Origin of the sequence: Sphingobium sp. Z007 (assembly GCF_900013425.1) — a bacterium.
In the GTDB taxonomy this organism is placed as follows: domain Bacteria; phylum Pseudomonadota; class Alphaproteobacteria; order Sphingomonadales; family Sphingomonadaceae; genus Sphingobium.
In genome coordinates this window covers 1,026,374-1,042,181 of the sequence record NZ_FBXK01000001.1, presented here as the reverse complement: position 1 = coordinate 1,042,181, position 15,808 = coordinate 1,026,374, and the positions used below count along the sequence as shown (strand labels likewise).

Sequence of the window (15,808 nt, the reverse complement as noted above, 5' to 3'; positions counted from 1 at the left end):
TAACATGCAAACAAATCGCGATACAAGGTGCTAGACACAGATTGCGTCGCATCTATGATAGCGCTATCTATCACCGCCATAAAAGAATTGCCGCAAGACCAGAGAGGATAGACATGACCATGTCATTGCGACGACTAACGGCCCTGCCCTTGACCATGGCTCTGCTCGCCACGGCCTGCCAGAATCAGGAGCAGGCTGCAAACACGACTCAGCCCGCCAAGGAAAGCCGCCGCGCCGCGTCCGATTATCTGTCGCAGCCGCTGGTCAAGGACATCTACACCGCCGACCCGTCGGCGCATGTATGGAACGGCAAGATCTACGTCTATCCCAGTCACGACATCGATGGTCCGACACCTGAAGACGATCTGGGCGCGCATTTCGAGATGCGCGACTATCGCATCCTGTCGATGGACAAGATCGGCGGGCCGGTGACGGTCGGGCCGGTCGCCCTCGACGTCAAAGATGTGCCATGGGCCGACAAGCAGATGTGGGCGCCCGACGCCGCCTACAAGAATGGCACCTATTATCTCTATTTCCCGGCCAAGGACAAGGAAGGCGCCTTCCGCATCGGGGTAGCCACATCAAAGAATCCGATGGGTCCATTCAAGGCGCAGCCGCAGCCGATCAAGGGCAGCTATTCGATCGATCCCGCCGTCTTCACCGATGATGACGGGTCCAGCTATATGTATTTCGGCGGCATCTGGGGCGGGCAACTGCAACGTAATGTCGATGGCACATATGACGCCAACGGGTCGAAAACCGATTTGGGTCAGGACGACAAGCCCGCCCTTGCACCGCGTGTCGCCAAGCTGACGGGCGACATGCTGGAATTCACCGAGACGCCCAAGGCGGTTCAGATCGTGGACGAGAAGGGCAAGCCGTTGCTGGGCGGCGACCATGACCGCCGCTTCTTCGAAGCGTCCTGGATGCACAAATATAAGGGCAAATATTATTTCAGCTATTCCACCGGCGACACCCATTATCTTGCCTATGGGATAGGCGACTCCCCGTACGGCCCGTTTACCTACAAGGGGCGGATCATGGAGCCGGTGGATGGATGGACGACCCACCATTCGATCGTCGAATGGAACGGGAAGTGGTGGCTGTTTTACGCCGATACGCAATTGTCGGGGCAGACCCGCCTACGCAATGTCAAGGTGACGGAACTGCGTTACAACCCAGACGGCACCATCCAGACGATCCATCCCTTCGTCGCGAAGAGTGGCAAGGACAGCGCAGCCCGGTGAGGCGCGCCGGGCGCGGGGGAAGTGCCCTTTCCCCGCGCCCCATGTCTTACGTCGATCCGGGCGAGGCGATCCCTCCCCGTGATAAGGTGACGCCGGCCAACGGCGCTCCATCTAAGGGGAGATTATATGACTACCGCATTTTTCCTGCGCGTAACCGGCATGATGCTGTGCCTGTCGACCTCCGCTTTCGCCCATGCGCAGGCAAGCGCCACGCCGACCGCCATCCCCGGAAATGACGTCTGGGTCGAGGCCGATGCCAAGGCGCGCGCCATCGTGGACAAGCTGACACTCGATGAAAAAGTTGCGCAGTTGCTGAACACCGCGCCTGCCATCCCGCGTCTCGCCATTCCCGCCTATAATTGGTGGACGGAATCGCTGCACGGCGCGATCGGCGCAGTGCCGACGACCAATTTCCCGGAACCAATCGGCCTTGCCGCAACCTTCGATGCGCCGCTGATAAAGACGGTTGCCGCGGCCATCAGCACCGAAGTGCGGGCGCTGCATACATTGGGGCGGCAAACGGGGCATCTGGGCCGTATCGGCACCGGGCTCGACACCTGGTCGCCCAATATCAATATCTTTCGCGATCCGCGCTGGGGCCGGGGCCAGGAAACCTACGGCGAAGATCCGTTTCTGACCGCCCATATCGGGGTTGCCTTTATCCAGGGGATGCAGGGCGACAATCCAGACCTGCCCGATATCGTCGCCACCCCCAAACATTATGCGGTGCATTCCGGGCCGGAACCCAGCCGCCATACCGACAATATCTTTGCGACCAAACGCGACCTGGAGGACAGCTACCTCCCCGCCTTTCGCGCCGCCATAGTAGAGGGCAAAGCAGGCTCCATCATGTGCGCCTATAATCGCGTCGATGGAGAACCGGCCTGTGGCAGCCCGATGCTGCTGACCGACTATCTGCGCGACGCCTGGGGCTTTAAGGGCTATGTCGTGTCCGACTGCGACGCCGTGGTCGATATTTATGATCACCATAAATATGCGCCCGACGCCGCCACTGGCGTGGCCGTCGCGCTGCGCCGCGGCGTCGATAACGAATGTAATAATGCGACGCTGGGTGGCCAAGCCGGTCTTGGTGACCGGTATAAGGAATCCCTGGCGAAAGGTTATATCAGCATAGAGGATATCGATACCGCGCTGGTTCGCCTCTTTTCGGCGCGTCTGCGCAACGGCGACCTGCCCGGCCTTTCGCACCGCAAACCCAACGCAACCCCGGTCTCGGCGATCGGGACGGCCGATCATCAGGCGCTTGCCCTCGACACCGCCGAAAAAAGCCTGGTCCTGCTCAAGAATGACGGCGTTCTGCCACTCAAGCCCGGCGCGAAGATCGCGCTCGTCGGGCCGTTGGCGGACGCTACCCGCGTATTGCGCGGCAATTATAGTTCGCCCAAAAGCGCGCCACCCATTTCTGTCGCCGATGGCCTCAAGCAGGCGATGCCGGGATCGACCATCACGGTGGTGCCATTTTCCCCGTCGATCACCGACGGCGACCTCGTCCCCGGCGCCGCGCTGCGCACCCCGGATGGCAAGCCGGGCATAAAGGCGGAATATTATAATAGCACTGCAAAAGACCAGTTTGCGGGAGAGCCGGTGCTCACCCGAACCGAAGACAGCATCACGTCCCGCGCCTCTGAGTTCAAGCAGGTCGCGAACGACCACAAAGTGGTCTGGACCGGCTATCTGGTTGCGCCCGAAACCGGTCTATACCGGTTGGCGCTGACCGGCGTGAAGGGCGCAATATCGCTGAACGGCAAACCGGTCGTCACCGCCAGCGACTATTCGCGCTGGGCAGAACCGCTTAAGCTCACCGAAGTGTCCATGACCAAGGGCGAGCGCTACGCCGTCCGCCTCCAGGGGCAGAGCGGAATCCCCGCCGCGCCGGCCATCTTCTGGAAGCGCGTGACCGACAATCTGGACCGCGATCTGGCGGCAGGCGCGAAAGACGCCGACGTCATCGTCGCCGTCGTCGGCCTAACGTCCGACCTGGAGGGTGAGGAAATGCCGGTGAAGGTCGAGGGTTTCGAGGGGGGCGACAAGACGACGCTGGACCTGCCCGCTGACCAGCGCGCCTTTCTGGAAAAGGCCAAATCTTTGGGCAAGCCGCTCGTCGTGATCGCCATGAACGGCAGCGCGATCGATCTGTCCTGGGCAAAGGAGAATGCATCCGCGATATTGGAGGCGTGGTATCCCGGCCAGTCGGGTGGCCGTGCCGTGGGGAACGTCCTGTCCGGCAAGGCCGATCCGGGCGGCCGCCTGCCGATCACCTTCTACAAAAGCGTGACCGACCTGCCGCCCCTTACCGAATATGGCATGGATGGCCGCACTTACCGCTATTTCAAGGGCACGCCCGTCTATCCGTTTGGATACGGCCTCAGCTACACGCGCTTCACCTATAGCCCGCCTGTGATCGAACCTGTCAACGGGGCGGTGGAAAATGGCATCAAAGTCCGTACACGGATTACGAACAGCGGGCAGCGCACCGGTGACGACGTCGCCCAGCTTTATCTCACGCCTCCAAAATTCGACGGAGCGCCGCGGATCGCGCTGCGGGGGTTCCAGCGGGTTTCGCTAAACCCGGGAGAAAGCCAGGAGATCGCATTCACTTTGTCGCCCCGTGACCTGAGCTTCGTCACCATGGCGGGCGACCGCGCGCTCATCCCCGGCGACTATCTGTTGAGCGTCGGCAGCGGACAGCCTGGGACCGGCAGCCCGGTCCAGACCAGCGCCTATACTGTGTCTCGCTTGGTCGCGTTGCCAAAATGATGCGATGCCACCCCATAGTCAGATCACAACGACATGTTGAATGTCGCGCTGCCGCCAAGAACCAAAGTCTTATTCGATCTGCAATAACATTCGATACCCCATTATCGACAGTCAGGAGAGGATAGTTTCCATGAAACAGACAATGAAGACCGCCGCCCGACCGTTTCGTCTAAAGCAGCTTTTAGCGATCTCTGTCGCCGCCTGCCTGATGCCGGCCTATGTGCAGGCGCAGGAAGACAGGGACAAGATGACACCTGTCGCGTCTCCCGCCCAACCGGATGCGATCGAACTGGGCACCGGCCCGCTGCCTGGGGCAACAGCGCAGGAAAGCTGGCATCGCCAATATGGCAGCCTGTTCGCGCGCAACGTCACGGTCGCCACGTTGACACCGTTCCTGCCGGACCCTGCCAAGGCATCGGGGGCGGCGATCATCGTCGCGCCGGGCGGCGGGTTCCGCACCCTGTCGATGGACAATGAAGGCTATGATGTCGCACGCGGCCTAGCTGCCAAGGGCATCGCCGCCTTCGTCATCAAATATCGCCTGCGACAGACTCCGGCGGACATGCCCGCGTTTGAAAAATCGATGCAGGAGATGTTCACCGGCGCCGCGCGCGCGCCGCTACCGGCCGCGAACAACGCGGCGACGGATCTTGCGCCGCAACTTGCCGACTCCACCGCCGCCTTTCGCCTGATCCGCAGCCGTGCGGCGCAATGGCATGTCGATCCCGACCGGATCGGCATGATCGGCTTTTCCGCAGGCGCGATGCTGACGATGGCGACGACGCTCGCGACAAAGGAAGCGAAGCCGGCCTTCATCGGCAATATCTACGGCCCGCTTGGCAGTATGACGGTCCCGCAGGACGCGCCGCCCATGTTCGCTGCGATCGCAGCGGACGATCCGCTGTTCGGCGACCGCGATTTCAAGCTGATCGACGAATGGCGCGCCGCCAAGCGCCCGGTGGAATTTCACCTCTATGAACAGGGTGGCCACGGATTTGGCATGTATCCCAAGACGACGACCAGCACGGGGTGGTTCGATGCCTTCGTGCGCTGGCTCGACATGCACGGGATGCTCAAACCAAAGGGCAAATAATGGAGGATGACTATGGGCATCGCGGAACGAAAGGCGCTTACATATCCAGCGTCACGGCATGAACGCTGTGATGCGATAAGATGAACAGCGTGCGTCGGTCCGGTCCTCCGAACAGGATTTGCAGGGGACGTTCGGGCACGTCGATCCGGCCGATTGCCTTGCCATTGGCGTCGTAAACGAAGACCTGGCCGTTGGCGACATAGACCCGCCCCTGCGCATCAGTCGCCACCCCTTCCCCGCCGCGTTCCGCGAAGGGTTTGAGGTCGCTGATCGCGCCGCCTGCGCCCACGATCCCGCTATATGTCCGGTTCTCCGATCCGTTGGTGACATAGACGCGCGCGCCCGGCCGTCCCTGGATGAAGCCATAGCTGTCGAGAGAATCCGAGAAGCGCAGGCCGCGATGGTCCGCCGGTCCCTGGGCGAACACGCGCCATGCGGGCAGGACAATGCTGCCATCGGGCGAGACATATTCCCGCGTATTGCGCCGCGCCATATCGCGGGCGAACATCTCGGCCAGGGTGGTGAACTGATAGGTGGCGGGGTCGATCTGATCCCTGAACTCGCCATTGTTCCACCAATTGACGGGCAGCACTGTGGCGGCGCCATCATGGGACGAAGTCAGGGTCGCGGGGATCACCGCGATCTGGCTGTCCGGCGCATCCGGGTCCACGCTATAGACCGTGCCGTTGCGACCATAGGAAGACAGGACCAGCAGTTTGCCCGATCGATCTATGGTCAGATTGACCGGGTCGAGCGTAGCGTCGCGGATCATCTCCAGCTTGCCCGCGTCCGACCAGCGCCAGATGCGCTGGAACTTGCGATCGATGAAATAGAGCCGCCCTTGCGCATCCACGGCGCCGCCGCCTGCCGAATGAAAGCCGTCGGCGATCTTCTCGACCTTGCCGCCCAGGAAAGTGGCCGGGACCATGGGATCTGGCTTGGCGGGAATGTCGAGCACGGCAAATTCCCGTTCCCGCACGTCCAGACCGTGGGTCAAGTCGCGGATCGCGTTTTCGAACGGGAATTTGGTCAGGCGCAGGAAGGTTGCGCAGCCATTTTCATCGCAGGTGCCGACGCCGCTTTCGCCGTTTACATGGACGTTGCGGAAACGGATATCATGCGAGTTGTAAAGGGTGACGGCAGCCGGCGCGGGTTCGCGCGTGCGCGTCACGCGATAGCCATGGAAGTTGGCGACCAAGATATTGTGCGAATTGCGGATTTCCAGCGCCACGGCATCGCCGCTCTCGCCGGCTTCTCCCTCTGTCTGGGGCGCCAGCAATTCCCAGTTGGCGACCCGGTTTAGCGTGATTTCGCTGCGGACATGATGTTCGACCGACGCCTGGATGACACGGCCGGGCGTTTGCGTGTCGGAAATCAGGATGCCGGGATGGCCGAAGGTGCTGGGGCTCCAGATATTGGCGAAGGTGCCGCCGCCGCCCTGTGTCACCCATAGGCTGGCATATTGGCCGGCCCAGCGGCGTGCGGCGTCAGGGTCGGCGGTGGCGTTATTGTTATAGGGGTTGATCGTGCTGCCATCGAAGCGGTTGGTGCCATGGCCGCCCTGGAATTTGACGTCATTGACCATGGAATTGGCCCCGGCCTTCCACAGCAAGGCGGTCGCGCGCGGATTGGCGCCGTTGGTGTTGAGGCCAAGACCGGCCACGATCGCGTCGCCGCCCTGCGCGCTTTCGACCAGCGCCTTGGGCGCGCCGACGCCTTGCCACGCCGCCGTGCCGTCCGGCAGGACGATCTGTGTCAGGCTGGGGTGCAGGCCCAGCAGCACCGTATCCGGGCGCAGACGCAGTGTGTCGCTGACACGATAGAAGCCGGCTGGCAGATAGACCACCTTATGCATATCGATCGCTTTCTGGATCGCGGCGGTGTCGTCCGTGCTGTCGTCTCCCTTCGCGCCGAGCGTGCGGACGCTGACCCATTGCGCAACGGGGGGCAGGGCGCGAATGGCGGGCGCGGCGGGCGCTGGCAGGCTGGCGATGTTTGCCGCCTGCATATCGGTCTTATAGTCGCCGATCTGGCCTGGCCCCGGTAAAGTGAGGCCATGGGTGAAGGATGCGACCTTATAGGCCGCACCCTTGCCCGCGACCGTCCGGCCGCTTTCCCGAAAGCGGGCGAAAACGGGTGTATTGGCGGCCACAACATTCTGGAAGCCGACCTGCGTATAGACGTTTTTCTCGTTCGAGATGATAACGGCGGCCTTCGACACATTTTCGAACCGCACATCCTGGCCCCATAGCCAGTCGCCATAGCCGCGGTCGATTTCAATCCCGACGGGCACGTTGCGGAAGGCGACATTGACCAGCGTCAAACCGGCTTCATGTTCCCGGATGGCGGCGTCGCGCTGCCCCTCGAATGTGGCGTCGACCAGGGCGAAGGGCCATGCCGGGGAAGGTTTTTCCGCCAATATGCCATAGCGCCCGCCCTTGAAATGCAGGTCTTCGGCTTCGTTCGCGACATGATAAAGGCCTGCCAACCCCGATCCGATGTCGAAATCGACATGGCTGACGAAGCTATGCTGGGCGGAATGGAAACGGATCGCGGTGGCGGCGGGATTGCCGTCCATGATGCGGAAATCGATATTGCCGAGCGCGGTGTAAAAGGTGCCGGGATTGGCGTCGGCGATCGTCTTGTTGAATGGCACGCTGCCAGCCGGCGGGAAAGCCGCAGGCGGGCTTTCCTTGTCTGTCTGCCTCTTGGTCCCGGTGAACATCAGCATATGCGCGACGCCGCGCTGAAAGCCCGGCGTATCCTTGCCCAAGAGTATGACCGGCCGCTGCTGGCCGATGCCGAAGATGCGGACGCCGGGCCATAGGAAGAGCGTCCGGCTGATGCGGTAGGTGCCGGCCGGCAGGAATACGATACCGCCGCCGCCCTCGTCCGCCGCCTTGTCGATCGCCTGCTGGATCGCTGGCCCATCGTCGGCGCGACCGTCGCCCACGCCTGTGACGGTTACCGCGCGCGGTTCGTCCGGCGCGGTTGTGTAAACGGAAGGCGAAGCGAACGCCGGTTGCGTCGTCGCCAGGCCCAGCAGGATGGTGACATAAGCTCCGCGCAATCCACGATACATCCGGCAGGCTCCAGAAAAGAAGATGTCCCGGCCGTGCAGGGCCGGGACGAGGTTGGGGAGATCGAAGGGAGAATGTTCAGAAATTGAAGCGCACGCCCGCCCGATAGATGCGGCCCAAAGTATCATAGAGGGCCGGATTGACGTCCAGACCGGTATTGGTCTGGGGCGATGCCACCGGGTCCTTGTCGAACAGATTGTCCACCTTCCCATAGATTGAGATATTGTCGCGGATCTTGAACGACGCGCCTACATCGACGTAGAATGCGCCCTTCATCTTGTTGCGGTCGATGGTGGGATGGTTGCCGGTGGAAACCGGGCAGGACGTCTGGCAGACGACATATTGGTTGCCGAACACGCCATCGCTGATCCAGCGTTCCTGCACCGTGAGGGTGAAACGACCGCTGTCATAGGTTTGCACGGCCAGCCATTTCCAGTCCGGCGTGTTGCCGGTATTGGCACCGGCCTGATCGACCGGATCGACACCGGCAATGCCCGCACTGACGATGAATTTACGGATGTGAGTCGCCAGCGCGCGGACGGTGAAGCTGCCCGGCAGCCCCAGCGGCTGCTGCCATTGATAGCTGGCCTCGATATCGAAGCCACTCGTGCGCCAGGAAGCGAGGTTGAACGGCTGGACGTTGACGAAGTTGGTGCCCTGCGCGCCATCAAGCTGGAACCCGCCGCAGAAGGCTTGGTTGCCTTCGAAGCAGAAGCGAACGATCTGGTCCGCCGACAGGGTGGAGACCACCCCCTTGAGCTTGATGTCGTAGTAATCGAGCGAAAGGCTGAGACCCGGCATCCAATCGGGCCGCGCCAGCACGATGCCGAGTTCAGTATTGCGGGCCACTTCGGGCTTCAGGTTGGTGTTGCCGATCGTGTTCTGGAATACCTGCACCGCCTGGTTGCGGAACGGATCGTTGAAGTTCGGCAGGGTCGTGACGGTGGGGGCGGCGAACAATTCCGACAGATTAGGCGCGCGCACGTCGCGCGAGGTCACAGCGCGCAGACGCAGGCCGCTGAGCGGCGTATCCCATGTGCCGCCCACCTTCCACGTCCAGACCGTGCCGGACGTGCTGTAATGAGTGCCGCGACCCGCCGCGTTCAGGTTGGCACGGCCCATCGAGTCGCTGTTGAACAGGGGCAGATCGACTTCGAGATAGCCTTCATACACCTCATATTTGCCGCGACCGTTCTTGTAATTGCCCGCCGCCCAATTGCTGCCCAGCGTCGAGTTGAGCAGCGGATCGGCCGGATATTCGGGGCTGTTGGGGCTGAGTGGGGACACACCCGCGCCATAGGGATCGGCATTCACTCGATAGAATTCGCGGCGATATTCGCCACCGAAGGCGACCGATACCGGGCCTGCCCAGAGTTCGAACGGATTGCCGGAGAAGTTGAGGCTGGCGACATCCTGCGTCAACTTGGTGTGCTGGAACGGCCCGTTTTCACTAGGCGCGACATAGGCAAGCGCAGCCGAAGATGGCGTGGCGCCGCCGAAGATGTTGATCGGCTGGCATCCGGCGGCACGCGCGACCGGGTCGGCGCAGACGATGGCGCCGTTGAGCGAGATCGCATTGGTCGCCGCGACATAGCGATTCTGGAGCACGATGTCCCGCACGCGGATGTCGGAAGTGGTGATGCCATGTTCATAATAGGCGTCATAATTCCAGTCGGTGCCACCCAGACCGAACTTACCCTTCAGCCCGCCGACGAAGCGATATTGCCGCCGGTCCGTATGGACTTCGGGATCGGGGAAGGACGCGTTGCTCGATCCAAAGCCGAACTGGGTGATGCCCGCCGTCGCACACCGGTCGCGGACCAGTTGCGGCAGATACGGATTGGCGCACTGGACGGTCAGGCTGGCGCGGTTGTAGCCGGGACTGGGCTGGTTGCTGGTTTTGACCTGCGCGATGTTGACCGTGACATAGGCTTCATTATTGTCGGCAAAGTCGTAGCCGATCCGGCCATAGCCGTTGATGCGTTCCAGCGCCGATTTTAGCGAAGCCCCCGACCCCGGCGCACCGGTCAGATCGCCGCCTTCGCAGAAGCTGTTGCCGCGATAGCAGTTGGTGACAGCGCCGGTGCCGGTCGGCTGGCCGCCCGATCCGTAATTGAAATTATAGGGCGCGCCATTTTGGTCGAAGGCGATGCCCTGCAACGGACCATTATTGATGAGGCCGTAGCGGGCATATTGATAGGGCTGGGCAAAATCACGATAGTTGAACTGGGGCAGACCGTTGTTGGTGATGCCCGTGTTCATCAGCGTGGTCGCGCGATACCAGTTACGGCTCCCGGCGAGATCCGTTCCGAAATCGCCTGCGCCCACGCCGCCTTCATGATCATATTCGCCGCTCAGCACGACATGCAGGCGATCGTCCATGAACGCCTTGCCATAGGCGGCCTGCACCAGCGCGGTTTCGTCATCGCCATATTTGGTGATGCTGCCCAGGATATTGCCCTTGAACCCTTCGAAATGGGTGTCGGTGATGAAGTTGACGACGCCGCCGACGGCATCGGAGCCATAGGAGGCGGACGCGCCGCCGGTCACGACATCGACGCGCTTGACCAGCAATTGGGGGAACATGCTGATGTCGGGCACGCCGGTCACGTTTGCGCCGACGACGCGCTGGCCATCAAGCAGGGTCAGGGTGCGGATAGCGCCCAGGCCGCGCAGCGAGAAGGAGCTGAGCCCCTGTTGGCCGCTCGACGTGCTGAACGTGCCGGTGGCGGCGCCGGTCGATCCCTGAAGCGAGGGCAGTTGCGCGATGGTGGTGAAGATGTTGGGCTGCGCATTGTTCGCGATCTGCTCCTCACCGATCACCGTCGTCGGCGTGGGCGCGTTGAAGCCGCTGGTGGTGATGCGCGATCCGGTGACGATGATGTCCGCACTACGCGGCGCGGCGGCGTCATCGGTCTGCGCCTGCGGGGCGACGGCCTCGGGCTGCGCTGGCGCCGCCGCCTGCGCATGGGCCGGGCCGGTCAGTCCAAAGGCAGCCATCGCGGCCAGGCTGACGCCGGCCATGTGCCGATGGATTGCGATCGTCGCTTTCATTCATCTTCCCCTTTTATATTTGGCGACCCCTCCCAGAGCCGCCGCGCCGCATGATGGGCTGTTGTTTTCAGGTTAGTCGGTGCCTGCGCCCGCCGCACTTACGACATAGGTCGTAGATGCGCCCAACAGGCGGATTTTTCAGGGCTTGGCGGCGTACAAAGCATGGTGCGTCAGGATGAAAAGCGTCCGCTTGTCCGCGCCGCCGAACAATATCTGCAAGGGCCGTTCGGGCACGTCGATCCTGCCGGTCTCCTTACCATCCGGGCCATAGACGAATATCTGGCCATTCGCGACATAGACACGCCCCTGCCCGTCCACGGCAACGCTTTCGCCGCCGCGATTGGTAAAGGGCTTGAGGTTCATGAGCGTGCCGCCCGCGCCGACCGTGCCGCTATAGGTGATATTTTCCGACCCGTTGGTAACGAACAGGCGTTCGCCCGGCTTGCCGCCGATCAGGCCGTTGGCGTTCAGACTGTCCGACCAGCGCCAGCCGGTATGATCGACAGGTCCCTGTTGCCACACGCGGAAGGCGGGCAGCGACAGGCTGCCGTCGGGGGAGACATATTCGCGCGCCTTGGGTGTGCCGGCATCGCGGGCGAACATCTGCGCCAACGTCGTAAACTCGTATGTTTCGGGATCGAGTTGGTCCCTGAACTCGCCATTGTTCCACCAGTTGACCGGCAGCAGCGTCCTGGCCGCGCCCTTCGCGCGGACCGGCGTCGGCTGGATCAGCGTCATCTGGTCGGGCTGGCCGTTCGGGTCGATCGAATAGACGCCCGCTTTTGGCCCCAGCGACGACAGTATCAGCAGATGCCCCGATCCGTCGATCGCCAGATTGACCGGATCGAGCGCCTGGTCGCGCACGATCTCCAAGCCCTTGGCCTCGCTCCAGCGATGGATGCGCTGGAACCGGCGATCGATGAAGTAGAGCGCGCCCTGCGCGTCCACGGCCGCGCCGGAGATCGACCAGAAGCCGTCTTCCAGCTTTTCGACCTTGGCGCTGCTTGGCGATACGGGCGGGATTGCGCGGTCGGCCGCGCCGATATTGAGACTGGCGAACTCGCGCTCCCGCACGAAGCGTTTGCCGGTCACATCCTCGATCGCATTGTCGAATGGATATTTGCTGGCGCGCAGGAACGTGCCGCAGCCTTCGTCGTCGCAGGTCGCAAAGCCGCTTTCGGCGTTGATATGGACGTTGCGGAAGCGGATATCGCTGGAGTTGGTGAGCTTGACCGCGCTTTCCTCCGGCGCGTAGGTGCGGGTCACGCGATAGCCATGATAGTTGGCGAACAGCAGGTTTTTGGAATTGCGGATGTCGAGCGAGATGGCGTCGGGACCGTCATCGACCTCCTGTTCGGTCTGCGGGGCCAGGAACTCCCAATTCTGCACATTGTCGAGGACGATTTCGTTGCGGGCATGATGTTCGACCGACATTTCATAAACATGGCCGGGCGTGCTGGTGTTGGTGATGTGCAGGCCCGATTGCGCGAAGCTGTTGGGACTCCACACGTTGGCGAAAGTGCCGCCACCGCCGTCCGTTACCCAGATGCTGGGATATTGCGCGTCCAGCCGACCGTCCGTGACGGGATCGCCGGTGTTGACCCGCAGGGCGCCCAGCATCTTGCCGTCCGCCGTCGGGGTGCCGCCGCCGCCCATGATCTTCACGTCCTCGACCAGGCTCGTCTCGCCCGACCGCCATAGCAGCGCGGACGCGCGCGGGTTGATCCGGCCGGTGAAGAGGCCAAGGCCGGACAGGATATTGTCGCCGCCTTTGGGGCTTTCCAGGATCGGCAGCACCGGTCCGAGACCGGCATGGGCGGGATTATCGTCGGGAATGTACAGTTGGGTGATGGCGGGGTGCAGGCCGATGAGGATGGAGTCGGGGCGCAGCCTCAGCCGGTTCGTCACCTTGTAGAAGCCGACGGGAAAATAGAGGATGCGGTGGCCGTCGATCGCCTTCTGGATCGCAGCGGTGTCGTCCGCTTTGCCGTCGCCCATGATGCCCAAAGACCGGACATTGACCCAATCGGTCATGGCGGGCAGGTCGCGTATGGCGGGCGCGCGGCGGGCGGGCATGGCGGACAGCGGCTGGATGTCCGCTACGGTTTTATAGTCGCCGGTGTGGCCGAGGTCGGGAATGGCAAGGCCGTGGGAGAAGGACGCGACCTTATAGGCCTTGCCCTTGCCATCGATCGTCTTGCCGCTGTCGCGGAAGCGGGCGAAGACCGGGCTGTTTACGGCCAGCGCATTGTCGAAGCCGATCTGGGTGAAGACATTTTTCTCGTTGGAGATGATAACGCCTGCCTTCGATATATTTTCGAAGCGGACATCCTTGCCCCACAGGCTGTCGCTGTAGCCGCGATCGATCTCTATCCCGACTGGCGTATTGCGGATCGCCACATTGACGAGGGTCAGGTCGACCTCATGCTCGCGGATCGCGGCCTGGCTCTGCCCGTCGAAGCTGGAATCGAGCAGGGTGAACTGCCAGGCGGGGGAGGTCTTTTCGGTGACGATGCCATAGCGGCCGCCCTGAAAATGGACATTCTCCATGACGTTGCCGGCCTGATAGACGCCGGCGAAAGCGGTCCCCAGGCGGAACTCCATATGGCTGAGGAACGCATGTTGCGCCATGCGGAAGCGCACGCCCGCCGCCGCCGGATTGCCTGGCGCTATTTCGATATCGACATTGCTCATCGACGAATAGAAGGTGCCGGAATTGGCGTCGCGCACCACTTTGTCGCGGGGCACGACCGTCGGCACCGGGACCGGCACCTGGCCGACCCGATATTGATCGCCGCCGCCAAAGACGATCATGGTGGACACGCCCTTCTGGAAGCCCGGCGTATTGGCGGCCAGCAGGATCACCGGCCGGGTCGGCCCGACGCCATAAATGCGCACGCCCGCAGGCACGACCAGCGTCCGACTGATGCGATAGCTGCCCGACGGCAGGAAGACGATGCCATGGCCGGTCTTGTCGCGCGCCTGGTCCAGCGCCTGCTGGATCGCGGCGCTATCGTCCGTGCGCCCGTCGCCGCTGGCCTTCACCGTCACGGCGGTGGGTTCTTCGGGCGCCACCGGGAAGACCGACACGGTCGCCGCCCAGGCCGGTGTTGCCAAAGTGGTCGCCGCCAGTAGAGCCGCCATCATGCTGCGTCCGATCATAGCCGACCTTCCCTCCTATTATCTTGCCGTACCGCATGGCTAGAAGGCGGCCGGGGCTTTGGCACTTGCGACGAAGGTCGTAGTGTTCAGGGCCTTTACCCGGCTGATACAGGGGATCGCACCATTGCGATGCCCGTGGGGGCATCGCCTGTTCTGCAAGGAACGCCACTTTGCCGCCATCCGCCGATCCCCCGTCCCCAACACCTTTGGCCGTGATCGTCATGGGTGTGAGCGGCTGCGGCAAATCAACGCTGGGGGCCTTGCTGGCAGAGTCGTTTTCGTGCCCGTTTCTGGAAGGTGACGATTATCATGCGCCCGACGCGGTCGAGAAGATGCGCCGCGGCGATCCGCTGACGGACGAGGATCGCTGGCCCTGGCTCGACCGGCTGGCGCAGGCCAGCGCGACAGCGATGGAGACATCTGTTTCGGTTATTACGGCCTGCTCCGCGCTGCGCAAAAGCTACCGGGATCGGCTGCGTTCGGGGATCGGTGCGCCGGTGCGCTTCGTGCTGCTGGACAATAGCCGTGAAGAGCTTCTAATGCGGCTTCAGAACCGGCCGGGCCATTATATGCCTGCCAGCCTGCTCGACAGCCAGTTGGGCACCTTGGAACGGCCTTGCTCCGACGAGGCCGCCCTGGTCCTGACCACGGATGCTTCACCCAAAGAGCTGCGCGATCGAGTGCTTAGCTGGTTGCAACGCGGATAAGTCAGGGCATCAACCGCCGCCGCCCTTCCCATAGATGCCAGCGCATGGCGAGGGCCGCGCCCTCGGCATCCTGTGCGCGGATGGCATCGACGATCTGGTCATGTTCGCGCAGCATCGTCGCGATTACCTCCGGCGGGCGCGACCGGCTGATATCGACGCCTGCCCGCATGATCTTGTCAATATCGGCGTGGAGCGCGTCGAAGGCGACCAGAAAGGCGGGGTTGCCGGTCGCCTGCGCAATACGGCGGTGGAGTTCCATATCTTCCGCATGGGCCGGTTCGCTCGACAGCAGGGCCGCGCGCAGCAATGCCATGCCTTCCTCGACATCGGCCATGTCCTGCGGCGTCCGGCGATTGGCCGCCAGTCGCGCCGCTTCCGCCTCCAGCACGAAACGCACTTCATAGCTGCCCAGAGTCGTCGGTAATTCTGTGGACGGCATGAAGGCGGCCAGCCGGTCCGACGGGCGGCTCTTGACGAAAGACCCTGCCCCCCGCCGCGCCTCGGTAATGCCATCCGACGCCAGCCGCATCAGCGCTTCGCGGACGATGGCGCGTGATACGCCGAACATTTCAGACAGACGCGCTTCGGCAGGCAGGCGGCCACCCACCTCCAGCCCCTCGCCCGTGATGATATCCACGATCGCGGCATAGACATGATCGGACAGCCGTGTCTGGTTCATCGGGCCAT

Annotated in this window: 8 protein-coding genes; 4 read left to right on the top strand and 4 right to left on the bottom strand. The window is 62.7% G+C overall.

Translation table 11 applies throughout. The annotated features are described in order from the left end of the window. The first annotated feature begins 113 nt into the window (after nt 1–113). From CEQ44_RS04805 to CEQ44_RS04795, 3 genes are all read left to right on the top strand, one after another. Nucleotides 114–1,247 (top strand): glycoside hydrolase family 43 protein, encoded by a 1,134-nt coding sequence (locus tag CEQ44_RS04805; protein ID WP_088185061.1) that lies wholly within the window; start codon nt 114–116, stop codon nt 1,245–1,247. 126 nt (nt 1,248–1,373) lie between these two features. Continuing rightward, nucleotides 1,374–4,025, top strand: a complete 2,652-nt coding sequence (locus tag CEQ44_RS04800; protein ID WP_088185060.1) for a glycoside hydrolase family 3 C-terminal domain-containing protein — start codon at nt 1,374–1,376, stop codon at nt 4,023–4,025. 130 nt (nt 4,026–4,155) lie between these two features. Then, a complete protein-coding gene (locus CEQ44_RS04795) occupies nt 4,156–5,118 on the top strand; it encodes an alpha/beta hydrolase (RefSeq protein ID WP_088185059.1) in 963 nt (320 codons plus the stop codon). A gap of 37 nt (nt 5,119–5,155) precedes the next feature. Here the strand turns inward: CEQ44_RS04795 and CEQ44_RS04790 are convergent, their stop codons facing one another. From CEQ44_RS04790 to CEQ44_RS04780, 3 genes are all read right to left on the bottom strand, one after another. Continuing rightward, nucleotides 5,156–8,200 (bottom strand): glycosyl hydrolase family 28-related protein, encoded by a 3,045-nt coding sequence (locus CEQ44_RS04790; protein WP_088185058.1) that lies wholly within the window; start codon nt 8,198–8,200, stop codon nt 5,156–5,158. Nucleotides 8,201–8,276: 76 nt separating this feature from the next. Further along, nucleotides 8,277–11,252 carry a TonB-dependent receptor domain-containing protein gene (locus tag CEQ44_RS04785; RefSeq protein ID WP_088185057.1) on the bottom strand — a complete coding sequence of 992 codons (2,976 nt, stop codon included), beginning with the start codon at nt 11,250–11,252 and terminating at the stop codon, nt 8,277–8,279. A gap of 138 nt (nt 11,253–11,390) precedes the next feature. Further along, nucleotides 11,391–14,414: a glycosyl hydrolase family 28-related protein gene (locus CEQ44_RS04780; RefSeq protein ID WP_088185056.1), complete on the bottom strand. Its 3,024-nt coding sequence runs from the start codon at nt 14,412–14,414 to the stop codon at nt 11,391–11,393. Between the two features lie 170 nt (nt 14,415–14,584). Here CEQ44_RS04780 and CEQ44_RS04775 point away from each other — a divergent pair, with 170 nt between their 5' ends. Next, entirely contained in the window at nt 14,585–15,121 is a 537-nt protein-coding gene (locus tag CEQ44_RS04775) for a gluconokinase (RefSeq protein WP_088185055.1), read from the top strand. A 1-nt stretch (nt 15,122) separates the two neighbouring features. Here the strand turns inward: CEQ44_RS04775 and CEQ44_RS04770 are convergent, their stop codons facing one another. Next, nucleotides 15,123–15,800: a FadR/GntR family transcriptional regulator gene (locus CEQ44_RS04770; protein WP_088185081.1), complete on the bottom strand. Its 678-nt coding sequence runs from the start codon at nt 15,798–15,800 to the stop codon at nt 15,123–15,125. Nucleotides 15,801–15,808: the final 8 nt, after the last annotated feature.

Bases quoted from the DNA above. Each gene is read 5' to 3' on its own strand.
- CEQ44_RS04805 (WP_088185061.1), top strand. From the start codon at position 114: ATGACCATGTCATTGCGACGACTAACGGCCCTGCCCTTGACCATGGCT.
- CEQ44_RS04785 (WP_088185057.1), bottom strand. From the start codon at position 11,252: ATGAAAGCGACGATCGCAATCCATCGGCACATGGCCGGCGTCAGCCTG.
- CEQ44_RS04800 (WP_088185060.1), top strand. From the start codon at position 1,374: ATGACTACCGCATTTTTCCTGCGCGTAACCGGCATGATGCTGTGCCTG.
- CEQ44_RS04795 (WP_088185059.1), top strand. From the start codon at position 4,156: ATGAAACAGACAATGAAGACCGCCGCCCGACCGTTTCGTCTAAAGCAG.
- CEQ44_RS04780 (WP_088185056.1), bottom strand. From the start codon at position 14,414: ATGATCGGACGCAGCATGATGGCGGCTCTACTGGCGGCGACCACTTTG.
- CEQ44_RS04770 (WP_088185081.1), bottom strand. From the start codon at position 15,800: ATGAACCAGACACGGCTGTCCGATCATGTCTATGCCGCGATCGTGGAT.
- CEQ44_RS04790 (WP_088185058.1), bottom strand. From the start codon at position 8,200: ATGTATCGTGGATTGCGCGGAGCTTATGTCACCATCCTGCTGGGCCTG.